At 56.9% G+C, this 24702-nt stretch carries 19 protein-coding genes; 17 read left to right on the plus strand and 2 right to left on the minus strand.

Features of this window, described 5'->3' with window-relative positions:
* The first annotated feature begins 19 nt into the window (after positions 1–19).
* Positions 20–178, plus strand: a complete 159-nt coding sequence (locus tag AABA21_RS03690) for a hypothetical protein (protein ID WP_338247634.1) — start codon at positions 20–22, stop codon at positions 176–178.
* Here the strand turns inward: AABA21_RS03690 and AABA21_RS03695 are convergent.
* Positions 175–477, minus strand: a complete 303-nt coding sequence (locus AABA21_RS03695; RefSeq protein WP_338247635.1) for a YciI family protein — start codon at positions 475–477, stop codon at positions 175–177. The genes AABA21_RS03690 and AABA21_RS03695 overlap by 4 nt on opposite strands.
* Positions 478–613: 136 nt before the next feature.
* Positions 614–1393, minus strand: a complete 780-nt coding sequence (locus tag AABA21_RS03700) for a class I SAM-dependent methyltransferase (RefSeq protein ID WP_338247636.1) — start codon at positions 1391–1393, stop codon at positions 614–616.
* A 244-nt stretch (positions 1394–1637) separates the two neighbouring features.
* On the opposite strand from AABA21_RS03700, the gene AABA21_RS03705 reads away from it, so the two are divergent.
* From AABA21_RS03705 to AABA21_RS03780, 16 genes are all read left to right on the plus strand, one after another.
* On the plus strand, positions 1638–1817 hold the full coding sequence (locus AABA21_RS03705; RefSeq protein ID WP_338247637.1) for a hypothetical protein: 180 nt from the start codon (positions 1638–1640) through the stop codon (positions 1815–1817).
* Positions 1818–1829: 12 nt separating this feature from the next.
* Entirely contained in the window at positions 1830–3620 is a 1791-nt protein-coding gene (locus AABA21_RS03710; RefSeq protein WP_338247638.1) for an NAD(P)/FAD-dependent oxidoreductase, read from the plus strand.
* Positions 3621–3653: 33 nt separating this feature from the next.
* Complete coding sequence (locus tag AABA21_RS03715) at positions 3654–4397, plus strand: NAD(P)/FAD-dependent oxidoreductase (protein WP_338247639.1); 744 nt, start codon at positions 3654–3656, stop codon at positions 4395–4397.
* A gap of 1000 nt (positions 4398–5397) precedes the next feature.
* A complete protein-coding gene (locus AABA21_RS03720) occupies positions 5398–7137 on the plus strand; it encodes an NAD(P)/FAD-dependent oxidoreductase (RefSeq protein WP_338247640.1) in 1740 nt (579 codons plus the stop codon).
* Entirely contained in the window at positions 7134–8024 is an 891-nt protein-coding gene (locus AABA21_RS03725) for a thioesterase II family protein (protein ID WP_338247641.1), read from the plus strand. Before AABA21_RS03720 ends, AABA21_RS03725 begins: the two co-directional genes overlap by 4 nt.
* Positions 8025–8108: 84 nt before the next feature.
* The gene (locus AABA21_RS03730; protein ID WP_338247642.1) at positions 8109–13715 is read left to right on the plus strand and encodes a type I polyketide synthase; all 5607 of its coding nucleotides are present in this window, start codon (positions 8109–8111) and stop codon (positions 13713–13715) included.
* Between the two features lie 16 nt (positions 13716–13731).
* The gene (locus tag AABA21_RS03735; RefSeq protein WP_338247643.1) at positions 13732–14697 is read left to right on the plus strand and encodes a DUF1702 family protein; all 966 of its coding nucleotides are present in this window, start codon (positions 13732–13734) and stop codon (positions 14695–14697) included.
* Positions 14697–15659 (plus strand): DUF1702 family protein, encoded by a 963-nt coding sequence (locus AABA21_RS03740; RefSeq protein WP_338247644.1) that lies wholly within the window; start codon positions 14697–14699, stop codon positions 15657–15659. Before AABA21_RS03735 ends, AABA21_RS03740 begins: the two co-directional genes overlap by 1 nt.
* 20 nt (positions 15660–15679) lie before the next feature.
* Positions 15680–16978, plus strand: coding sequence for a cation:proton antiporter domain-containing protein (locus tag AABA21_RS03745; RefSeq protein WP_338247645.1), 1299 nt, complete (start codon positions 15680–15682; stop codon positions 16976–16978).
* A 41-nt stretch (positions 16979–17019) separates the two neighbouring features.
* Complete coding sequence (locus AABA21_RS03750; protein WP_338247646.1) at positions 17020–17991, plus strand: DUF1702 family protein; 972 nt, start codon at positions 17020–17022, stop codon at positions 17989–17991.
* A gap of 14 nt (positions 17992–18005) precedes the next feature.
* Entirely contained in the window at positions 18006–18962 is a 957-nt protein-coding gene (locus AABA21_RS03755; RefSeq protein ID WP_338247647.1) for a DUF1702 family protein, read from the plus strand.
* A gap of 26 nt (positions 18963–18988) precedes the next feature.
* On the plus strand, positions 18989–20197 hold the full coding sequence (locus tag AABA21_RS03760) for a cytochrome P450 (protein WP_338247648.1): 1209 nt from the start codon (positions 18989–18991) through the stop codon (positions 20195–20197).
* Between the two features lie 48 nt (positions 20198–20245).
* Positions 20246–21490, plus strand: coding sequence for an NAD(P)/FAD-dependent oxidoreductase (locus AABA21_RS03765; protein ID WP_338247649.1), 1245 nt, complete (start codon positions 20246–20248; stop codon positions 21488–21490).
* Positions 21491–21594: 104 nt separating this feature from the next.
* Complete coding sequence (locus tag AABA21_RS03770) at positions 21595–22137, plus strand: DUF302 domain-containing protein (RefSeq protein WP_338247650.1); 543 nt, start codon at positions 21595–21597, stop codon at positions 22135–22137.
* A gap of 23 nt (positions 22138–22160) precedes the next feature.
* Complete coding sequence (locus AABA21_RS03775) at positions 22161–24218, plus strand: GMC family oxidoreductase N-terminal domain-containing protein (RefSeq protein ID WP_338247651.1); 2058 nt, start codon at positions 22161–22163, stop codon at positions 24216–24218.
* 86 nt (positions 24219–24304) lie between these two features.
* A complete protein-coding gene (locus tag AABA21_RS03780; protein WP_338247652.1) occupies positions 24305–24631 on the plus strand; it encodes an SCP2 sterol-binding domain-containing protein in 327 nt (108 codons plus the stop codon).
* The last annotated feature ends 71 nt before the right edge of the window (positions 24632–24702 follow it).

Consider the following 24702-nt stretch of genomic DNA (forward strand, 5'->3'; position numbering starts at 1 on the left):
CATCCATGCAGGAGGCCGCGTGAGATACACAAACGCGGCTCCTGCTCTTCTTATCCTCGCACAGGTGCTTCACCCCTGTGCGATCACCACCAGAGATACCGCGACCCTGACGGCGGTACAAACCGGCGTTTGTACGCGCATTGGCGGCCACGGCAAGCTCGCTACGCTCTCCTGTTAGAGCCTGCCTCCGAAGCGTGGTCCGATACGACATGGCGTTACTTCGATCTTTTCCCATACATGTCCCGTGACATACGGCTCTATCTCCAGCCAGGCGTTTAACTCGTCCCGTGAGGCGAAGTCAGCGACGATCATGGAGCCAATGATTTTTTCCTCATCATTTAAGAGCGCCGCCCCGAAGCGATATTTCCCCTCGGCCAGCATTTTTTCACCCTGAGCCATATGGGCGGGACGGATATCCAAACGCCGCTTTAAAGCCTCTTCGTCGGTTGCGTCGTAAGCCATTACAATGAATTCCATAAGGGACTCCTTTCTGAGTCTGTGATGCTCTCTACTTATAAACTATGGTTTATGGTTAGCATGAATGCTTCCAGAGCAGGGATGTAACCCGTTGCTGGATGCGATATATCGGGGACGCGCAAATAGGGTTCAAACGTCAGGCTCGCTGCCCCCAGACCGAGACGGTGATCGGGGTATAGATCATCGTTTCCGATGGCTGCCGTAACGCCTGCAGGGCCGCTTCAACCTCTTGCTGGCTCATCAACCCCATCTGGATAATCTTCGAGCTTAAATGCTCAAGGGTCAGAGAAAGGGTGATACTTTGCGGGCTCCCACACTGAATGGCGGATAACTGACAATCTGAACCAAGATTCTTCAGGCCCGTTTTCGCCACTGCAGGCAGCAGCTTCAGACCATAGGCGCTATCGACTCCTCCTCGTTCAAAGAGACTGGCGATGGCTGCGCCGCTTTTCGAGAGGAGAGGAGATGGCGGGTAGCATGTTTGAATGCTCCGAATGTCGGACTCCTCCACAAGCAGGGTCCCCCCTGGCCGTAGAGCGGCAACGAGCTGCTGCAAAACCTGTTCCCGTTCTCGTAGATGCAAGAGGAGAATTTTTACATGTACGAGATCATAGAGGCCCTCCTCCAGGGGCTCAGACACGATGTTCTGTCGGCGCACTTCTAGATTGCTGTAATCGAGCATTTCAATGAAACGAGTGTCGATATCAACCGCGACAACCCGTCCACTCGCACCGACATGCTCACAGAGCCAACGAGCGATAGATCCGGCCCCGGCACCCACTTCAGCACAACGCCAGCCCTCTTTCACACCGAGAGCCTCCAGATAGCGGACCGTTGCTGGGTCCGTCAGCGCGGCGATACTTTCTAACCGCTCCTTCTCTCCCTCCCAGGTCTGATCCAGGACATACTGAGACATTTGCACCTCCACTAAAAAATCATGTCATTTCTCCGCTTCGCCTGCATTGAGAATGTAGCTGCATTTCCTTCTGCATCTAGCAAAATATTTTGCATCTATACACGCTTCAAAATCAGCAAAACGACTTTAGACCGCAACTGTTGATTGATCTCTGGTCACAACTATAGCATGTGAGGCTGTGTTTTTTCTGTCGATTAGCTGTGAGAATGTTTTCTCAATCCGTATGGCAATTTCCTGGAAAATTATGGATTCACAGCCAACAGCCGCAACACAAGAAATCGACAGAAAAAACACAGCCGTGCATGCTATAGTTGTGGCTAACGACCGGGAAGAACATGTATTGATGAGAATCAAAATACTGACCAGAAAACTTTTTTCCGTACAGCTTATTGGAATTGTAGATGTATCAGTAGCATTAACATGAGGATGACCCTTGATGAGTGATGTATTCAATCGCGTTGCCGCGCTTCCAGAGGAAAAGCGGGCATTGCTTATGCAGCATTTACAGAAGCGAGGGCCCACAACCGAAGCTTCCCACGATCGGTATGACGTGGCTATTCTGGGCGGAGGAATCGCCGGTCTGACGCTGGCCCTTCAGCTCAAAAAGTCGTCTCCAGCCGCCCGCATCCTGGTGGTGGAGAAACAGAAGCATCCGGTACCGGAGGCGGCCCACAAGGTTGGCGAATCGACGGTGGAGATTGCTGCTCACTACCTGCGCGATATCCTGGGGCTTGAGGAGCACTTACAGACGCAGCAGCTGCGCAAGTTTGGGCTGCGTATGTTCTTTAGCGCCTCCGACAACGAAGATATTACCCGACGCATCGAGCTGGGTTCAACCATCTTTCCCCCGCTCTGCACGTATCAGGTCGATCGGGGTCGGTTGGAGAATGCACTTGGCGGTGAGTTAACGCAGCAGGGAATCTCCTTCCTCGATGACTGTAAGGTTCAGCAGATAACGCTGCAAGCGGCCAGCGACGTCCATCGCCTGCGTATCCAGCGTGATGGTGAGGAGCGTGAGATTCAAGCGTGCTGGATCGTAGACGCCAGCGGTCGGAGCTCGCTACTGAAACGGCAGCTCAAGCTGACAAAGAAGGTGGAACACCACGCGAACGCTGCCTGGTTCCGTGTCGGCTATCCCATCGATATCAAAACGTGGACGACCGATGCAGACTGGCAAGCTCGAGTAACGCTGGGGGATCGCTCGCTCTCAACCAACCACTTGATGGGTCCCGGTTACTGGGTCTGGCTGATCCGCCTGGCCTCAGGATCAACCAGCGTGGGCATCGTTACCGATGCCGGAATGCACAACTTTGAGGAGATAAACCTCCTTGAACGCGCTCTACACTGGTTGCATACATATGAGCCGCAATGCGCCGAAGAGATCGAGCGGCAGCGGGCGGCTATCCAGGACTTCCGCGTCATGAAAGACTACTCGTATAGCTGCGAGCAAGTCTTCTCTGGTGAGCGCTGGTGTTTGATCGGGGAGGCGGGCGTCGCCTTAGATCCCTTGTACTCTCCTGGTAGCGACCTGATCGCGATCGCCAATGGCCTCACCTGTGATTTAATCATTCGGAGCCTGAAAGGGGAGGATATCCAGGGGCGCGCTCAAGTTCATGATAAGCTTTTCCTCAACCTGGCAAATATATGGCTTAGCATCTATGAACATCAATATTCCCTCATGGATAACGCGCAGATTATGGTCACCAAGATTATCTGGGACACGGCATTCTACTGGGGCGTCTTTGGCCTGCTCTATTTCCATGACACATTCCGCACCATCGTGGACAGTCCGGGGGTGGCGGCGAACTTATCGCGTATCGCCGTGCTAAGCAACCGGATACAGGCCTTCTTCCGCGAATGGCACACCATCGATCAGCCCATGGTCAACAATGGGTTCGTGGATCTCTATTCACCGCTCGACTTTATGGTCAAACTTCATACCGGGATGGCTGCTGGTCTCTCCCCGTCCAGGCTAGAGGCCCAGTTTGCGGAGAATGTGCTCTTCTTCGAACGGCTGGCGGGACAGATAGTGAGCACAGTGATCGAGACCTACGCCGATCATTACGCGCAGGAGCATGTGCTGTCGCAGATTCAGCGCTGGCAGACCGAGCCGTATATCACCGAATTGATCGCGCGCTATAGACGTGAGAGTCGCACGCATCCTATCGATAGCGGCTGGATCGCCATGAAGAGTCTACGGGTAGAGAAACAGGAAGTGGCACCTTAGTCGCGTAAGCACTCAAGAGAAAGAAGGAATGAGATGAGTAACGCAGGAGAGCATGCTTTCCAGGAGCTAGAGCACTCGCACAAAGCCTCCCCTGAACAATACGATGTCGCCATCCTGGGTGGAGGCATCGCCGGTCTAACGGTGGCCCTGCAGATCAAACAGATGCGCCCGAATACGCGCATTCTGGTGCTTGAGAAGCAAGAGCATCCGGTACCGGAAGCGGCTCATAAGGTCGGAGAGTCGACGGTGGAGGTCGCGGCCTACTATCTACGGGATGTGTTGGGACTTGATGAGCACCTGCAGAAGCAACAGTTGCGCAAGTTTGGGCTGCGCATGTTCTTTAGCAGCGGGGATAACCAGGAGATCGAACGGCGCGTGGAATACGGGCAGATCGAACAGGCGCCGCTCCCGGCGTACCAGATCGACCGGGGGCGTTTAGAGAACGCGCTGGGGGATGAAATACGCCGCCGGGACATTACCTTCCTGGATGGCTGCAAGGTCCAACGGATCGAGCTACAACCGCAGGACGCCTTTCATCGCGTGCGCATTCTCCACCAGGAGAGCGAACGGGAGATCGAGGCCCGCTGGCTGATAGATGCCAGTGGACGCAGCGCCCTGCTCAAGCGACAGTTGGGGCTGGCCAAAAAGTGGAGCACCACGCCAATGCCGTCTGGTTTCGCATCGATTATCCCATCGACATCGACAGTTGGTCCACCGATCCCGAGTGGCGCGCCCGCATCAACGGCGCGGAGCGTGCGCTCTCCACCAATCACTTGATGGGGTACGGTTACTGGGTCTGGTTGATCCCTCTCTCCTCGGGATCGATCAGCATCGGCATCGTCGCGGACGCCAGCATCCACAACTTTGATGAGATGAATCGCTTTGAGCGCGCACTGGCATGGCTGCACCGCCATGAACCACAATGCGCCGCCGCGGTTGAGCAGCAGCAGGACAAGCTGCAAGACTTCCGCGTCATGAAAGACTACGCCTACACCTGTGAACAGGTATACTCCGGCGATCGCTGGTGCCTGGTTGGTGAGGCGGCGGTCTCTATCGATCCGCTGTACTCCTCCGGCAGTGACCTGATCGCCATTGGCAACGGCCTCAGCTGCGATCTGATCACCAGGAACCTGAATGGTGAAGATATCAATGACCTGGCGGTCGGCCACAGTCAGATCTTCTTGATCTTCGCCGAGGTCTGGCTGGCGGCCTATCAGGGGCAATATCCACTGATGGGCAATGCCAGGGTGATGGTCGCCAAGGTGATCTGGGATACGATCATCTATTGGGCCTTTCCCGGATTGCTCTACTTCCATGACAAAATCAAGAGCCTTGGCGAGAGCCCGATCACCATGGCGAATCTGTATCGCTGCTGGAATCTCCACAACCGGGTACAGGCCTTCTTCCGCGAATGGCACGCCATCGATCAGCCAGAGGCATCGAGCACTTTTGCGGACCCCTATTCGTTGCTCGACTTCCTGGTGGATCTGCATACAGGTATGGCGGCGGGACTGCCGGACGCCGAACTGGAGCTGCAGTTCGCCAAAAACGCACGTCTACTTGAGCACCTCGCCGGTCAACTCGTCAGCACGGTTATCGAAGAGCTGGCCGATCACAGCGCGGACGCGGCCATCCAGAACCAGATTCAGCGCTGGCAGGCAGAACCCTTTCTGGTGGAGCTCATCGAGATCTATCACGAGGAGGACACGGTTAACCCGATTGATCGTAGCTGGATTATGCTGGGATATCAGCGCCAGGAGAAACAGGAGGTGCTCGGATGACCGAATATCAGGTGGCACAAGAAGAAGCAAGCTCTATGGCGTCCCCTGATCAGTATGATGTGGCTATTCTGGGTGGCGGTATCGCTGGCCTGAGCCTGGCGATAGAGCTCAAGAAGTCCAATCCGGCCATCCGCATGCTGGTAGTGGAGAAGCAGAAACATCCGGTACCGGAGGCAGCCCATAAAGTTGGCGAATCAACGGTCGAGGTTGCCGCGCACTATCTGCGCGACGTCCTGGGGCTGAAGGAGCACCTGGACGAGCAACAGTTGCCGAAGTTTGGCCTGCGTCTCTTTTTCAGCGCCGGTGACAATCAAGATATTACGCGCCGGGTAGAGCTCGGGCACGCGGTTCTCCCACCGCGCCGAGTGGCGACCTACCAGCTTGACCGGGGGCGACTGGAGAATGCGCTGGGCCTGCTGCTCACACAAGAAGGGATTCCCTTCCTTGATACCTGCAAGGTGCAGCAGATCATTCTACAACCACAGGAGGAGGTTCATCGCGTGCTTATACAGCAAGGAACACGCACGCGTGAGATCCAGGCACGCTGGATCGTCGATGCCAGTGGCCGCAATACGCTCCTGCAGAGACAGCTCGGGCTGGCCAAAAAGGTAGGCCATGAGGCCAATGCCGTCTGGTTCCGCATTGGCTATCCCATAGACATCAATACCTGGTCCGACGATCCCGCGTGGCAGGGCCGTATCCGCGAGGGTCGACGCGCTCTCTCCACCAATCACCTGATGGGCCCCGGCTACTGGATCTGGCTGATCCCCCTCTCTTCGGGCTCGACCAGCGTTGGCATCGTGACGGACGCCAGGATGCATAATTTTGATGAGATGAACCTCTTTGAACGCGCGCTAAAGTGGCTGCACCGCCATGAGCCACAATGCGCGGCCGTTATTGAGCAGCAGCGCGCGGCCGTCCAGGATTTTCGCGTCATGAAAAACTACTCGTATAGCTGCGAGCAGGTCTTTTCTGACGAGCGCTGGTGTCTCGTGGGAGAGGCCGGCGTCTCGCTTGATCCACTCTATTCACCCGGCGGCGACCTGATCGCGATCGCCAATGGCCTGGCCTGCGACCTGATCAGTCACGCGCTAGAAGGTGAGGATATTGAGGAGCGCGCGGCGATCCATAATCAACTCTTCCTGCTCTTAACCAATTCCTGGCGCAGTACCTATGAACAGCAGTATCCCATTATGGGGAACGCACAGATCATGGCCGCCAAAGTCATCTGGGATACAGCGGTATACTGGGCCGTACCCGGCCTGCTGTACTTTCACGATAAGCTGCGCCGCATCGCGGATAGCCCCGCTGTGCTGATGAACCTGGCGCGCTTCGCTACCTTGAGCGAGCACGTTCAGGCCTTCCTGCGCCAGTGGCACGCCATCGCCCGATCCAACGCCACCGATACCTTTATCAGCTACTATGATTTCGACTTCATGGCGCGGCTGCAGATCGGCATGACCGCCGGGCTCGCGGACGCGGAACTGGAGGCCCAGTTTGCCGCCAATGTGCGCTTCCTGGAACAGCTCGCCGGGCAGCTTGTCTCCTGCGTTATTGATGAGTTAGGAGACGGTGAGGATGAGGAGGTTCGTCGGCAGATCGAGCGCTGGCAGGCGGATCCTTTTCTGACCGAATTGATGGCGGTGTATCGGCAGGAGAATCAGGAACATCCCATCAATAGTGGTTGGATTACGCTGGGACGCCAGCGGCGCGAACGACAGGAGGTGGCAGGATGAACAACGTCAGCAAACGGGTAGCAGCATTACCCCCTGATAAGCTGGCAATGCTGCTACAGCGGTTGAAAACCAGGGATGGTGAAGCGGTCCCCCCACCCGCTCCTGTGCAAGCGAGCGGCAGTGAATGGATTGTACGCTATCGACCCAACGAGCAGGCGCAACTGCGCCTCTTCTGTTTCCCTTACGCCGGTGGTAGCGCCTCGATCTTTCGCTCATGGCTGGATGCGCTTCCAGCCGAGGTAGAGCTCTGTGGCATACAGCTGCCCGGGCGCGAATACCGGCTCACGCGTCCCGCATTCACACGCATAGAGCCGCTTATCCAGGAACTGGCCCAGGCACTCATCCCATACCTGGATCGGCCGTTCGCCTTTTATGGGCATAGCATGGGGGCCCTGATCAGCTTTGAGCTGGCGCGCTACCTACGTGAACAGTATGGCAAACAGGCCACCTGCTTATACCTGGCAGCGTATCGCGCGCCGCAGTTGCCCAATCCCAACATCAAGATCTATCACCTCCCTTCGGAGGTCTTCAAAGTCGTTCTGCGCGCCGATGGCATCCCGGAAATGATTCTTCAGAATGAGGAGCTCATGCAAGCTATGCTGCCAACGCTGCGAGCAGATTTTGAGCTCTGTGATACCTACGTCTACTACGACCTACCTCCGTTGAAATGCCCGCTCATGATCTTTGGAGGACTGGCGGATGTCAGGGTTAACCAGAAAGATCTCGAGGGCTGGACGATCCATACCAGCGCCACCTGTCAACTGGCGATGCTACCGGGGGCGCACTTCTTTCTTCATAGTGAGCAGGATAGCCTGCTCAACCTGATCTCACAGGATCTGCGGCCACGACTCAACGCATTGGCGCCCGTCGAACTTATGAATACATAACAGACACAGGCACTTGCGCGGTATCCGCGCAGAAGATGATCACTAGAGCACGTTTTTTGGACCAGATAGACAAGGAGAAATACTATGCTCGATGAAGGTAGACTCTCTCTTCCACATGAGCAGACACGCGAACCACTGGCCATCATTGGTATCGGGTGCCACTTTCCAGGAGGAGCCACGAGCCCGCAGGCATTCTGGGACCTCCTTTGCGCAGGTGTCGATGCCACCCGAGATGTGCCAGATGATCGCTGGGATGTGCGAAAATTCTATGATCCTGATCAGAAAAAATCAGGAAAAATGAATACCCATCATGGTGGCTACTTAGAGCGAATTGATCAATTTGATGCACACTTCTTCGGTATTTCACCTCGTGAGGCGATGTGGCTCGATCCCCAGCAACGACTCCTGTTACAGGTCTCCTGGGAGGCTTTGGAGGATGCAGGGCAGATAGCCGATCAGTTGGCGGGCAGTAATACGGGTGTCTTTATCGGTGGCTTTACGCTGGATTATCAGCTGATGCAGAATTTCGGCGTTTTTAGCCGCTATGAGCTGCAGGCGCATTCGGCCACCGGCATGATGATGACCATGCTGGCAAACAGGATCTCCTACATCTTTGGCCTGCATGGACCCAGCATGGCGGTAGATACCGCCTGCTCGGGCTCACTGGTCGCGGTCCATCTCGCCTGTCAGAGCATCTGGAATGGCGAATGTACGCTCGCGTTCGCGGGTGGGGTCAACGTCATGATCGCTCCGACAATGACAATCGCCGAATCCAAGGGCGGCTTCCTATCACCCGATGGACGCAGCAAAGCGTTTGACGCGTCTGCCAATGGATACGCGCGGGGAGAAGGGGCCGGCGTCGTCTTGATCAAACCGCTGGCACGCGCGCAGGCCGATGGCGATCCAATCTATGCTGTCATTCGCGGGACCGCGGTCACCCAGGATGGGCATACCAACGGGATCACGGTACCCAACGGATCGGCCCAGGAGCGCGTGATGCGCCAGGCGTATCAGCGAGCGGGAATCTCGCCCGCGCAGATCCAATACGTTGAGGCCCATGGGACCGGCACGCCGGTTGGTGATCCGATTGAGGCCCGCGCCATTGGCACCGTTCTATCCGGAGACCGTCCCTCAGGCGAGCAATGCATTGTTGGCTCGGTAAAAACGAACATCGGACATCTGGAGGCCGGGGCCGGTGTGGCCGGACTGATTAAAACCGCGCTGGCACTGAAGCATCGCCAGATCCCACCACACCTGCATTTTCACAATCCGAATCCGAATATCCCATTTGAAGAGCTCCAGCTACGTGTCCCGACACAGCTGGAGGATTGGCCCGCCGTTGACGGACCAGCCATGGCAGGCGTCAACTCGTTCGGATTCGGCGGCACCAATGCTCATGTCGTCCTGCAGGAGGCGCCCACCACCCCAATTCAGGCCACCACGCCGGAGGGTGAAGAGGAGACGTCCTATCTGCTACCCATCTCCGCGCGCGACGCCGACGCACTACAGGCGAGCGCCAGATCATATCGCGATTTTCTGGCGCAGACCACCGCGAGCCTGCGCGATATCGCGTATACCGCCACCCTGCGGCGCAGCCATCATGATCATCGCCTGGCGCTGGTGGCCCATTCAAAAGAGGAAGCCGTCACCCGCCTGGATGCCTTCCTCACGGAGCAGCCGCGTTCGGGCGTCGTATCTGGCCGCATTCCACTGAATGAGCGCCCCAAAACAGCCTTTGTCTGCTCGGGCATGGGGCCCCAGTGGTGGGCCATGGGACGTGACCTCCTGAAGCGTGAACCCATCTTCCGGGCGAGCATCGAACGCGTTGACGCGGAGTTTCAGAAACACGCCGACTGGTCGATCATGGAAGCATTGACCGCCAGCGAAGCCGATTCGCGTATGGAGGAGACCGAAGTCGCGCAGCCAGCCAACTTCGCCATCCAGGTCGCCCTGGCTGATCTCTGGCGCTCCTGGGGCATCGAGCCCGACGCGTACATCGGCCACAGCGCTGGCGAGGTCGCGGCCCACTACCTGGCCGGGGCGCTCAGTTTTGAGGACGCAGTCTGCATCATTTATCATCGCAGCCGCTTGCAGCAACAGACCAGGGGGCTGGGACGCATGCTCGCCGTTGGTATGACCCCTGAAACGCTCAACCAGGCGGTACACGATGCCGGAGCGGGTGTTTCCATCGCGGCCATCAACAGTCCCAGTGCCGTAACCCTGGTTGGAGAGTCAGCGATCCTTGAAAATATGGCACAGCAGCTGGAAACCTTCCAGGTCTTCCATCGTTTCCTGACCGGAAAAGTCCCTTATCACAGTCATTTTATGGACCCCCTGCGGGATGAACTGCTGGCATCGCTGGCCGATCTGCATCCCCACAGCGCTTCCTTGCCGCTCTATTCGACCGTGACCGGCACCCGTATCGATGGCAGCGGAGTCGATGCCCACTACTGGTGGCAAAATGTGCGCGCGACGGTATTGTTCGCGTCCGCTCTGGGCCAGATGATCCAGGATGGCTACAGCGTTTTCATCGAGCTCAGCCCCCATCCTGTGCTCGCCAGTTCTATCAAGGAACTACTGACCCAGCAGGGGCAGGAGGGCATCGTGCTCACTTCGTTGCGCCGCAAAGAAGAAGATCGCGCCACGCTGTTCAACTCATTGGGTACACTCTACACCCAGAACTATCCCATCGTGTGGGAAACCTTCTTCAACCCGCAAGGCACCGTTGTCCGCCTACCATCCTATCCCTGGCAATTCAAAACCTACTGGACAGAATCAGTCGAGTCGCATGAAGATCGGCTTTACACCCCGCTTCATCCCCTGCTGGGCCAGCGCATGAGCAACGTACATCCCACATGGGAGCGCGAGCTGAATCTGCACTTACTGCAGTATCTCAATGATCATCGCATCCAGAACAATGTCCTGCTACCCGGTGCTGCTTACGCGGAGATCGCCCTGGCGGCGGCGCGCGAGGTTTTTGGCGAGGGGTTCTACCTGGTGGAAGAGCTCGCTTTTCATAAAGCGCTCTTTTTGACCGATGACTCAGATCCCCGGCTACGAACAGTCTTGCATCCGCAGCAGGCCCGCGTCGAGATCTATAGCTATATTCCGACCGCCAGTCCAGAGGCGCGCTGGGTGCTGCATGCCAGCGCACAGCTACGCCAGTTGCAGGCACATAGCATGGCGCCGCAGCTTGACCTGCACACGATCAAGCATGCCTGCAGTGGAGGGATATCCAGAGAGGAATTTTATACCCAATCCCAGCACATGGGATTCCAGTACGGCCCGGCCTTTCAGGCCATCCAACACGTGTCGACTGGTCCCGGTATAGCACTGGCTCACATACAGGTTCCCGATTCCCTGGAGGACGAGATCTCAGCCTATGCCTTCCATCCCTCGCTCTTAGACGCGGCATTTCAGGTATTGTTGACCGCCGCCCGGCCTTCTGATCCTGATGGCGCAGGCACCGCAACCCCATACCTGCCCGTGGGTGTGGATCGTATACGCATCACAGGCCAGGTGGCCCAGCAGATGCAGGTCTATGCACAGCTCCGCCAGGCGGACGACCGGCTGGTGGTCGGTGATATCCAGGTCGCGGATCAGCAGGGTAACCTGCTGGCGGAGATCGAGGGGTTCCGCGCACAATCACTGGAAGCGTCGATGGGCCTTACCGCAGACCACATCGATCGGGGATTGTACGCATTAGAATGGCGCCCGGCGGAACGCATCCAGCAGACGCCAGGTGCGGAAGAAAGCCAGAATGAGCGTGTGGCGCGGGATGAAGGCTGGCTCATTTTCAGTGATCAAAGTGGCATCGGCCAGGAGCTGCTGGCACATCTTGAAGAGCAGGCAATACCCTATGTGGTCATCTCTCCAACCAATGCGCCAGAGATAGTCCAGCAGGATGGCCACTACGCACTTAATCCCACGCGCCCGGAGCACTTTCGCCAGCTCTTTGAGGCTCTCAGCACGACCAATACCATCGCGTTTTCCAGGTTGGTGTACCTCTGGGGATTGGATGCGACCTTTGCCCGGACCGCGACGCTAACCGCGCTGGAGCACGATCAAAGTATCGTCTGCCTGGCCGTAATGTACGTGATCCAGGCATTAACACAGAGCGGCTGGTCGCAGCTGCCCCCGGTCTGGCTTATCACGCGCGGGGCCCAACCAGTGGGCACGCAACCCGGCCCGATCTCGATCGAGCAGGCGCCCCTCTGGGGACTGGGACGTGTCATCGGGCATCAAGAATTCACCAACATGTGGGGTGGTCTCATCGACCTGGATCCCATCGCGGGCGACCAGGCGGCACTGCTGTTTAACGAGATACACCATGCGACACACGAAGACCAGGTCGCTTTCCGTGCTCATCAACGTTACGTCGCCCGCCTGGTACCGGCCACGCAACTGACTCCCGCGTTCCCACCTACGTTCCGTCAGGACGGAAGCTACCTGATTACAGGTGGACTGGGATCACTGGGGCTGCTAGTCGCGCGCTGGATGGTATCGCAAGGCGCCCGACGCTTGATTCTGATGGGCCGTACGCCCTTACCCGCGCGTTCCAGCTGGCATCAACTGGCGGCGGATCATCCACAGCAAAAACTGATTCATGCCATTCGAGAGATGGAAAAGCAGGGAGCCACCATTCATCTGGCAGCGGTTGATGTCGCGAATGAAGAGCAGCTCTCCACCTTCCTGGCAGACTATCAGAATGAGGGATGGCCTGTGATCAGGGGCGTCATTCACACGGCAGGCGTCGTCCAGGATGAACTGTTGTTACGCATGAAGACGGAGGCATTTGAGCGCGTCCTGCGGCCCAAGCTGCGCGGCGGCTGGCTGCTGCATCACCTGCTCAAAGACTACCCGCTGGATTTCTTCCTGCTGTTCTCTTCCACAGGATCGGTGATCGCCTCGCTTGGTCAGGGCAACTACGCGGCGGCCAACGCCTTCCTGGATGCCCTGGCAGCCCATCGAAGCTCCCAGGGGTTGCCCGCTCTGAGCATCGGCTGGGGCCCCTGGTCGATTGGCATGGTTGAACAATTAAAACTGGAGCAGTTTTACGCGCAGCGCGGCATCGATCTGATTACGCCCGAGGCGGGCATGCAGATTCTCGGACGGGTTATGGGACAACGCACGGCCCAATTAACCGCGATCTCCGCCAACTGGTCCCGCGCGCGCGAAGCATCTCCCGTCGGTATCCTGCCACCGATGTTTGAGCTGCTGGGAGAACAGGAAGGAGAGGTCAGCACCGGCGCAGTCGCCAGCGATGATGGATTGTTGCAACAATTAAGCGCGGTTGAACCGGCCGAACGGCAGCCGTTGTTGCTGTCTCACATGCAAGACCTGGTGGCTCGTGTGCTCCAGCTTGACCCCTCGCAGTTCAGTGGGCAGGAGGCGTTAACCAGCCTGGGGATGGATTCAATGATGGCCATCGAGCTCAAGCACCGCATCGCGGCCAGCGTGAAGATAGACATGCCGGTACTTGAATTGCTACAAGGGATCACCGTCGCGCAGCTGGCGACACGCATCCTATCATCCCTTCAATTTGAAGAGGTCGCGCCAGCCGCTGAATCCAGCTCCTCACTGGATGAGATTCAGCGCCTGATCGAACAGGCGGATAGCGAAGAGATTGAGCGCTTACTCGCTGAACTTGAGCAAATACCAGACGTATCGGACGCAGGCGCCAATGTCTAACAAAGGAGGCATAGAGATGACCGTTTTCTTCAAGAATCTGCGCCGGGCACTTATGGGGGTTTCCCATAAGAAAGCGACCTCTTTTAGCAAGGGCAATACCGCCACCTGGAAGCACATGGAGGCAGTCGTTCTTACAGCTCTAGCAGGCTACCATGCGACACTGGATAGCAGCAAGCTTGAGGAGTTGATACCACGGCTCAACCGCGTCCCACAGGATATGCGCAGCTACGCCTATGAAGGGGCCGCCATGGGGCTCACGGGACTGGATTGCCTGCTTCCCCGGAAGCAGCACCTCAATGCCTATATAGCGGGACCAGGCGCTCCCCATATCTATATGGTTCATATCGGCGCGGGGGAGGCCCTGGCCCTACTGCGCCGCAAACCTGAACCCTTCATGGCACGTATGGACGATCCAGTACTCTGCTGGCTGGTGATGGATGGCTATGGCTTCCATAAAGGCTTCTTCTCCCGTCGCCGTTATGTCGATAAACAGGTGGTGCCGGCGTATCTTTCGAGCTACGCCCGCCGCATCTTCGATCAGGGCCTGGGACGCAGTCTCTGGTTCTTAGAGGGCGCCAACATCAAGCGCATCGCCGCGGCCATCGCCGCGTTCCCAGCAGACAGGCAGGCCGATATGTGGGTTGGCATAGGCGTTGCCTGCACATATGTCGGAGGCGTGGGCCGCTCTACCGTCGAGGCTTTACAGCGGGCGGCCGGCCCATACGCGCCACAGGTAGCGATGGGAGCGGCATTCGTGGCTAAAGGGCGTCAGCTCGCCGGCAATCCAGTCTCGCACACCGACCTGGTATGCGAGATCTTCTGGGGGTTGACCGCCGAGCAAGCCGCGGATAAAACCACTGCCGCCTTTCAAGATCTTCCTCTGGACGGACCGGAGCCGGCCTTTGAAATCTTACAGCGACGCCTGTTGGAGCAATTTTCCGGGCGTAGCGAGTATGCATACCAGCAAGAGGAGGCAAAGTAGTGACCGCATTAGGAACCATCCTCAGACCTTTCTTCGGTGTTTCAGAACGAGAGGCATCGTTTAGCGAGGGAGATCGCCAGGCCGCGCAACGGCTGGAGACGGCCGTTCGCATGGTGACACAGGGCTGCCACATCACCCTCAAAAATAGCCGTTTCGACGCACTGGTATCCCGTATGGACGCGGTCGATCCTGAGTTGCGCGGATTCGCCTATGAAGGAGTCGGCGTCGGGCTGGCCGCGCTGGACTGCCTGCTGCCCTGGAAGAATCGGACCAGAGAATTTCTGGATGGGCCGGGGGCCGCGTACATCTACGCGGTCTCCCTGGGAGCCGGCATGGGTCTGGCCCGGCTACATCGCAATCCGGAGAAATTTCTGCCGCGCCTTGATCCAACGTTCGGCTGGCTGATTCTGGATGGCTATGGCTTCCACCAGGGCTTCTTCTCCCAACAACTCTACATAGAGAAGAGAGCGATCCCAGGATTTCTCTCGCCCTATGGCCGACGCGTCTTCGACCACGGACTTGGGCGTAGCCTCTGGTTTGTCTCAGGCACCAACGTTGAACGTGTCGCCGCTAAAATCGCCACCTTTGCGGAAAGCAGATGGTCCGATCTTTGGAGCGGGGTTGGCCTGGCCTGCGGCTACACCGGGGGAGTAGATCGCGCGACGATCGAGGCCCTGCGTGAGATCGCAGGCCCCCATCGGCAGCAATTAGCGATCGGGGCCGCCATCGCGGCCAACGCTCGTCAGCTGGCTCATAGTCCGGGCCCCTACGCCGAGCTGGCCTGCGAGGTTCTATGCGGTCAATCGAGTGCCGAGGTCTCCCGCATAACAGAGATCGCGCTTGAAAGCATTCCCGCTCAGCGGAGCGAACCGGCATATGAGCTCTGGCGGCAACAAATCTCGGCGCAAATTGTCGTACCAACAGGCAGCCAGGCGAAAAGTGAAACGCAGCCACGAGTGTAAAGCGAAAAAGGAGTCGAACAATGTCAAATGCCGAGTTGTCCATCCTCTTTTTCATGCAATTGGCGGTCATTTTAGGAATTTGTCGGCTGGTTGGCTTTCTGGCCAGGAAGGTCGGGCAACCACAGGTTGTCGGCGAAATGATCGCCGGTGTACTGCTGGGTCCTTCACTCTTTGGTTTGCTCCTACCGGGGCTACAACACCAGCTATTTCCGAAAGGGGCGATGAGCATTCTCTATGCCTCCAGCCAGGTTGGCCTGGTCCTCTATATGTTTCTCATTGGCGTTGAATTTGACATCGACCTGATCCGTCAGCGCCTCAGGAGCGCGGTATCAGTCTCTCTGGCGGGCATCATCGCGCCGCTGCTACTCGGTAGCCTGCTCGCAATTGTGCTGATAGGCCGCCCCGAATTCTTTAGCGCGCAGCTTGTCCCCTGGGAAGCGATGGTTTTCCTGGGCGCGGCCGTCTCCATTACTGCGTTTCCCATGCTGGCACGCATCATTTTTGAACGCGGGCTGGCCGGAACATCGCTGGGCACGCTGGCTCTGGCGGCTGGCTCAACGGATGACGCCATCTCCTGGTGCATTCTGGCCGTAGTACTCGCCATCTTCAAACAGAACGCCTCGATCGCCATCCTGGCGGTCGTCGGTGGCGCGCTCTACGCGATCCTCATCTTAACGGTTGGCCGCTCATTGCTCAGCCGTCTGGGGAAAATCGCGGAGCGCGATGAGGGGATCAGGGGACCAATGCTCGCCTTCGTCCTAATGCTGGTGATGATCTGCGCCTGGATTACCGACACGATCGGCATCTACGCCATCTTTGGTGGCTTCATCTTAGGGATCGCCATGCCCCGTGGCGTCTTCGCCAGGAGCTTGAAGAATGTTCTGGAGCCGATCGTCACCAACTTCATGCTCCCACTGTTTTTTGTCTATTCGGGTTTAAATACCAGCGTTGGCCTGGTAAATAGCTGGTTCCTGTGGGGGATCGCGCTACTCATCCTAATCATCGCTGTAGCTGGCAAAGGAATCGCCTGCTGGTTGGCCGCATTGATCAATAAAGAAACGAATCGTGAAGCGATGGCGATCGGCAGCTTAATGAACGCCCGTGGTCTGATGGAACTGATCCTGTTGAATATAGGCCTGCAGCAAGGCATCATCACGCCGACGCTCTTTACCATGCTGGTGCTCATGGCCATTATAACGACATTGATGGCTTCACCTATTTTCGAATTTGTCTATGGTCGCTACCGAACGCCGCAGGCCACGATCAAAGAGGCCGAAATCGTGCAACCCTCGGCCGCGATACCTGTAGAAGGCCAATAAAAAAGCTGGCGACGATGCTCTATGTACAGGGAGGTAAACTAATGGCCATTTCCTTTGGAAAAATGCTCAAGCCTTTCTTCCGCATTTCAGCGGAGACCTTTCAAGACCTGGCCGCAGAACGGTACGGGCCGCAGGAGGACATGGACAAGACGTGGCTTGGCTTTGAACCTGTCGCTCGTACGCTGGTCGACAGTTTCAAGATGACACTGGATGACGACCGTTTTGACGTGCTGGTGCCGCGACTGGACGCGGTAGAGGTGGAACTGCGTGGTATCGCCTATGAAGGAGTGGGAATGGGATTAATGCTGCTGGACAGCCTCGGTCCCTGGAAGAAGAGGTTTCAGGCATTTGTTCATGGGCCAGGGGCCTCATATATCTGCCTCCTCTACATCGGGGCGGGCCTGGTCATGCCCAGGATACCTCAACCACCCGAACGGATTCTCGCGCATATGGACCCGTTTTTCCGCTGGATGGCTATGGATGGCTATGGTTTTTACGAAGGATTCTTCTCGGGGCCACGAACCGTGGAACAGCAGTTCGTGCCTGAGCGCGTATCCGGCTATGCGCGCCACGCCTTCGACCATGGTCTGGGGCGCAGCCTCTGGTTCTCAACGGGGGCAAACGTTGAACGCATAACTACCGCCATTGCGGCTTTTCCCGCCGATCGGCAGGCTGACCTGTGGGGCGGAGTCGGCCTGGCCTGCGCCTATGCAGCCGGCGTCGTGGATCGCAAGGCCATCGAGGACCTGCGGCAGGCGGCAGACACATACCGACCCCAGTTGGCAGTAGGGGCGGCCATCGCGGCGAAATTTCGACAGCAGGCGCACAGCTCGGCTCCACATACAGAACTGGCCTGCCAGGTCCTCTGGGGACGTCGCGGTGAGGAGGTAGCCGCCCTGACTGATATCGCCCGTGAGGATCTGCCAGCCGTGCGCGCCGAGCCCGCCTATGAGATCTGGCGACAATATATCGCGGCACAATTTATTGAATTGGTGGAACCTACCTATCAGTAAAAGGGGATAATGCAGTGACAGTGTTAGGAAAAATTCGTCGGTCCCTCTTCAGCGCATCATCGAGCCAGGCGGTTTTTGAGCAGCCCGGCTTCGCTCCAGAAGCGTGGCCCCGTTTTCATTCCGTCGTGGAGTCACTTCTGGAAGGCTATCACGCAACGTTAGAGGATAGCCGCTTTGAAGTACTCGTGCCGCGACTGGACGCGATTGAGCCAGAATTGCAGGGCTTCGCCTACGAGGGCGCGGGAATGGGGCTGGCGGCACTCGATTGCCTGGCTCCCTGGAAAAATCGGGTGCAGGCCTTTGTTGAAGGGCCAGCCGCTCCGCATATCTATCCTACCTATGTAGGGGTGGGATTGGCGCTGGCACGCCTGCGCAGGAAGCCCGAGCCGTTTTTTCTCAAACGTCTGGATCCCGTGCTGGGCTGGGTCGCCATAGATGGCTATGGCTTCCACGAAGGGTTTTTCGCCCGCCGCCGCACCATGGAGCAGAAAATCGTTCCAAGCCACCTCTCAAGTTATGCTCGCCGCCTCTTTGACCAGGGGGTGGGGCGCGCCATCTGGTTCTCCAACGCAGCGATTGCCGGGCGTGTCGTCACCGTGATCAACAGTTTCCCGCAGGGCAGGCAATCCGATCTCTGGAGCGGGGTCGGACTGGCCTGCGCCTACGCCGGGGGTGCAGACGCGGTCACATTGGAGGAGCTATGTGATCTGGCGAAACCGTACCGATTCCAACTGGCTCGGGGAGCCGCGGTGGCGGCCCAGGGTCGGCTGCAGGCTAACAATCTGGCGCCGCATACCGAACTGGCCTGTCAGATTTTCTGCAGCCTCTCCAGTGCGGAGGCGGCTCGCATCATCAACGTCACACGTGAGGATCTGCCGACCGGTGGCAGCGAACCGGCATATGAGATCTGGCGGCAGCGGGCCCAGGCTCGCTTTTCCGCACAGCAGGAAGAAGGCACATATACCCTTTAACGCAAAAGAGGAAGGATGAGATACCTATGCCAGATGTACTCGCCACCACATTTAACCCGCTCGCCGAAGATCCTTATCCTTTTTATAGCCGGGCCAGGCGGGAAGAGCCGATTATGTTCTGTCCCGAACTCGATGCCTGGCTGGTGACGCGCTATGAAGATATTCAACGCATTCTTTTGCAGCCCGATATATTTTCCTCGTCCAACGCGCTTACATCACCGGTGACGTTTTACCCACGCACGCTTGAGGAGCTCGTCAAGGGTTACCTGCCTGTGCCGATCGTTCTCAACACCGATGGCTCGGACCATGCGCGCTTTCGGCAGCCCTTAACAAAAACCTTCGCGCCCGCTCGCATGCGAGCTATCGAACCGTTTATCTACCAGGTAGCCAATAAGCTGGTAGACGCATTCATCGCTGGGCGCCACGCCGAAATCATCAGCCAGTTCGCCTATCCGCTGGCATTGGAAGTGGTCCTTACACTGCTCGGCATTCCCAAACAGGACATCGAAAACACGCGCAAGTGGAGCCACGACTGGTTGATCCTGATGTCGATGCAATTAGAAGAAGAGCAGCAGGTTGCCTGCGCCCGCAGTACCGTGGCTTTTCAGCGTTACTTGGCACAGCTGATCGCTGCCCGCAAGGCAGTTCCTCAGGATGATCTGATCAGTACACTGCCGCAGTCTATGGCCCCCGGAGCAGAACCGCTCACTGAGAATGAACTGGTCATCCTGCTACAAGGACTGATCCTCGCCGGGCATGAGAGCACAACCAACATGATTGGTACCGGCCTGCTGCTCTTACTGCGGCAGCCCGAGCTCTGGCAGGAGCTCTGCGATCATCCCGACTATATTCCTCAGACGGTCGAGGAGATCCTGCGCTTTGACGCTCCGATCCAGATGTTTGCCCGCGCCACCACCCGCGAGGTGACGGTGGGCGGCGTAACATTGCCGGAAGACGCCTCGCTACTGCTCATCTATGGATCTGGCAATCGTGATGAAGCCGTTTTCGCCAACGCCAACGAGTTTCGGTTGCAGCGCACGCCCAATCATCACCTTGCCTTTGGGCATGGCGCGCATTTCTGTGTGGGAGCCGCGCTCGCACGCCTCGAAGGTCGTATCGCTTTTGAGGTTCTCTGCCAGCGACTCCCTCACCTGCGCCTGGCACCTGAACAAAATCCGACCCATATTCCTACATTACTGTTTCGTGGCTACAAACAGCTCGCCGTCGAATGGTAATCATCCTGGCTGATGTGATCTAGTCTTTCTGAAGAAAGGGCATTTGCTATGTACGATGTAATTGTTGTTGGAGCCCGTTGCGCTGGCTCACCAACAGCGATGTTGCTGGCTCGCAATGGTCACCGTGTACTTCTGCTGGATAAAGCCAGCTTCCCCAGCAGGACGCTCTCAACCCATATGATCTCGGTGGCGGGCAGCGCCCAACTGAGGCGCTGGGGATTGCTGGAGCGCATTGAAGCCACCAACTGTCCCCCGGTCAAAAGAATTGTTCTCGATGTTTCCTTCGAGCTCTTTGGAGCCTTTACCCTGGTTGGCTTCCCTCCCCCGGTTGATGATGGGTTCGCGGCCATCTATGCTCCCAAGCGCTTCTTCCTGGATAAGATCCTGGCGGATGCCGCCGTCGAAGCGGGCGCGGAACTACGCGAGAACTTCATCGTGGAAGAGGTTCTCATGGACGGGGAGCAGGTAACAGGCATTCGCGGACATGGCCCCGATGGAAAAACGGTCATTGAACACGCACGTCTCGTTATCGGCGCCGACGGCATGCGCTCAATTGTCGCGCGATCGGTTGATGCTCCCATGTATAACACAGCGCCCTCGGGCACCTGCGGCTACTATACGTACTGGAGCGGCGTTCCTATTGACAGCCTGGAGTTTTATACACGCCCCTATCGTACCATCGTTGCCTTCCCAACCAATGACCAGCAGGCCGCGATCTTTGTAGAATGGACCCACGGCGAGTTCCAGGATTTCAAGGCTAACCTCGAAGAGAACTTCCTGGCGACCCTTGATGTCATCGCGCCTGACCTCGGCAGGAGGGCACGTAACGGGAAACGCGTCGATCGCTTTATGGGCAGCGCCGATCTGCCAAACTTCTTCCGCAAACCATATGGTCCTGGCTGGGCCCTGGTAGGCGACGCGGGCTTCCACAAAGATCCCATCACGGCCCAGGGGATAACAGATGCCTTCCGCGACGCTGAACTGCTGGCGAACGCGGTTCATGCCGGTCTGTCAGATAAACTGCCGCTGGACGAAGCGCTGAAGGGCTACGAGCAACAACGTAACCAGATAATCACGCCACTCTACGAGTTCATCTGTGATCGCGCCACGCTTGAGCCATTTCCCATCGAGTTCCAGCAGGTGCTGGCGGCGCTGCGTGGAAATCAAGAGGCGATCAACCGCTTCTTCGGTGTGATCCAGAACACGATCCCGTTCCGCGAGTTCTTCTCATCTGAGAACCTCCTACAAATTCTGGGTGCAGGTAGTCTGACAGAGACGACCGCCGCTCATTAGAAGAAGAGAACAAACAAACGTCATTGCGTAGCCGTGCATCAGCCTCTACGCTGATGCACATGAACCCCCTTCTCAAAAGGGGCATCTGAGAGAGGAGAGACCAGGTGACAACAACTGATACGCCTTACATCACCCATATCACGATTGAGCATGTCGTCATACCGTCCCGCTATTCTTATGATGACGTCCTGGGAGCCCTGGAAGCACGAGTGGGCGTGTATGGTAACTGGGAGGTCATTCCACAACAGCTGGCAACCATGAAAGCGACCTGGGAACAGGTGGCGGAGATTACCCAGCCCTTGATCGGAAGCAGCGGTTTTACGACCTTCGTCAAAATGGACCAGGGGACGCTGCTTTCGCTAACCGGCAAGAAGAAGCGGATCACGCAGTATTCGCTTGGCAATCACCTGATCGGGGTCATGATGATCGAAGAAATAGCTGAGATCGGACTCTATGCGCCACCGCGCATTCTTGTCTATGAAGATTATGAAGGGATGGCCTTCGTCGCCTATGATCGGCTTACCTCTCTCGTTCACCAGTATCAAAATGAGCAGGTAACCAATATAGCGCAGCTCGTGGATCAAAAGCTGGATGAGCTGGCCAGGGCTGTAACCGGATGCGAGCAGGAAATAGGCAACCAGAATTGAAAGAAAGGCGCAGGAGGTAGCTTATGGCTATCACATCATCTCTGGCGGGTCCAGTGACAGAAAGCCATGTCACCGGATGGCTCACGCCCGCTGAGTTTGCTATTTTACAGGCGATCTGCGATACCCTGCTCCCCTCGCTTGAGCCGCCAGCGGGGAGCTCCGGCGCTGTGGCGGCTTACTATCGTCGCTGTGCGCAAGATCTGCACGTCGCACAACAGATAGCGGAGAAACTGGGAGAGCAAAGCAAGGAAACCCAGGCGAACATTCGACTCTTCCTGCGCCTGTTTACCGCCGCGCCTGTCAGTTTCCTGCTGGCAGGAAGTGCACGTCCATTTGTAGAGCTTCCGCAAGAAAGGCGCGAACGCTACCTGTTCGCCCTGGCGAACAGTCCGATCGGGCCGTTTCGCCAGGGTTATCAGGGCTTAAAGCGACTTGCTGGCTTGATCTACTTCTCCACGCTCAACGAGCACGGCAACAATCCCAATTGGAGCGTGCTAGATTACACACCTCCAGCACCACCGTCTGTGGAAAAGCCTGCTCCCATTACTCCTTTCATAATCACAGAAGAAACGACGCTGGAAACAGATGTCGTTGTGATTGGATCTGGCGCGGGAGGGGGCGTTGTCGCTGGCGAGCTGGCCATGGCGGGAAAGAAGGTCATTGTTTTGGAGAAAGGAGGGTATAACCACGAAGGGAACTTTACCCAGCAAGAGGCGCAGGCTATGCCAGAGCTCTTTTTGAAACGAGGGGCATTGGCCAGCAATGACCTGGGTCTGATTATGATGGCGGGCAGCACATTAGGTGGAGGTACCGTGGTCAACTGGATGACCTCTTTCCGCACACCGGATGAAGTGCTCTCAGAATGGGATCACAGCTCCGGTCTCAAAGGATGCTTCACCGGTTCTCAATTGCAGCAGAGTTTTGCCGCCGTAGAACAACGCATCAGCGTCAATAGTGACCACAGTCAGCACAATCAGCAGAATCAGCGCCTCTTCGACGGGGCAACAACCCTCGGCTATCACGCGGGAACGGTACGCCGCAACGCCATTGGCTGCCAGCAGCGTTGTGGGGCATGTAACTTTGGCTGCAGCTACGGCTGCAGCCAATCCACCATGAAGACCTATCTGCAAGATGCATATGCACATGATGCCCGTATCATTGTGCACGCAAGCGCAGAAAGGATTCTCATTGAAAATGGGCGGGCCGTAGGCGTCAAGGCCAGCGTCAAAAACACGCAAACAGGAGAAACCTCCACCGTTCTGATACGCGCAGGAGCCGTAGTCGTTGCCGCGGGAGCACTCTATACACCCGCGCTCCTGTTGCGATCGGGCATTGAGAACGCACATATAGGCCAGCATCTCCATCTTCACCCTACCGGTATCAGTGTCGGCGTCTATGCCGAAAATGTCTATGCCTGGAAAGGGGTATTGCAATCAGCATATTCCGACCAGTTCATCCACCTGGACGGTAACTATGGCTATAAGCTAGAGGTTGCGCCCACCCATCCAGGTCTCTTTGGCCTGGCGACACCGTGGTATTCCGCGCGCAACTATCGCGATGAGATGAGAAACGTTGCACACCTTGCCTCGATCATCGTCTTAACACGCGATAAAGGCGAAGGCAGCGTGAAGGTGGACCAAAGTGGAGAGCCGCTGATAGAGTACGTGCCCTCTGCCTATGACCGCAAACATCTCTTACATGGCCTTAGACAGGGGGCGCGTATCCATCTCGCCGCTGGCGCGGAACGAGTCATTTCATTGCAAAACAAGCCTACTGATCTGAAACGTTCGGAGGATGAGGACACCCAACGCAAACTGCTCCAGGCGTTTGATCGACAGGTCAAACGCAACGGGCTGGGGCCCAACCGTGTCGTGCTCTTCTCGGCCCATCAGATGGGCACGTGCCGTATAGGGGCTCACCCGGATACCTCTGTCACTGATGAGAACAATCAGGTGCATGGTATCAAGGGCCTGTTCATCTGTGATAGCAGTGTCTTTCCCACGGCCTGTGGAGTAAATCCAATGCTCTCAATTATGGCCATTGCCCACAAGGCAAGCCAGTATATCAAAACGTTCGTGTAACGACTCCTCAGAGAAACCGGCAGGTGCTCAAAAAGGAGTTTTCCATTTCAATAAGTAACCATGAGACCAAGAAGGAGAACAACATCATGACTGTTTCAGAACTGTTCGAATCAATGACCGGCAGATTTAATACGTCAGCGGCTACAGGAATGAACAAAACGCTACAGTGGAATATCACAGGAGAGGAATCTGGCGTCTGGGGCTTCCAGATCGTGAATGGCGTGGGCCAGCTGGTACCTGGTGGTATTGAAAAACCAGATGTCACCTTTACGACCAGCGATAAAACCTGGATGGCTATCGCGGAAGGTAAATTAGATTCCATGAAAGCGTTTATGACGGGGAAGCTTAAAGTGACAGGCGATATGATGCTCGCCATGAAAGTGCCACAATTTTTTCCGGTACAGGCGTCTTAACAAACTATGAGTCATCCCCAATTTTCCTGAAACCGCAAGGAACGAAGAATACCCAGGAGCACTCACCTCAT

Source organism: Dictyobacter halimunensis, assembly GCF_036245075.1.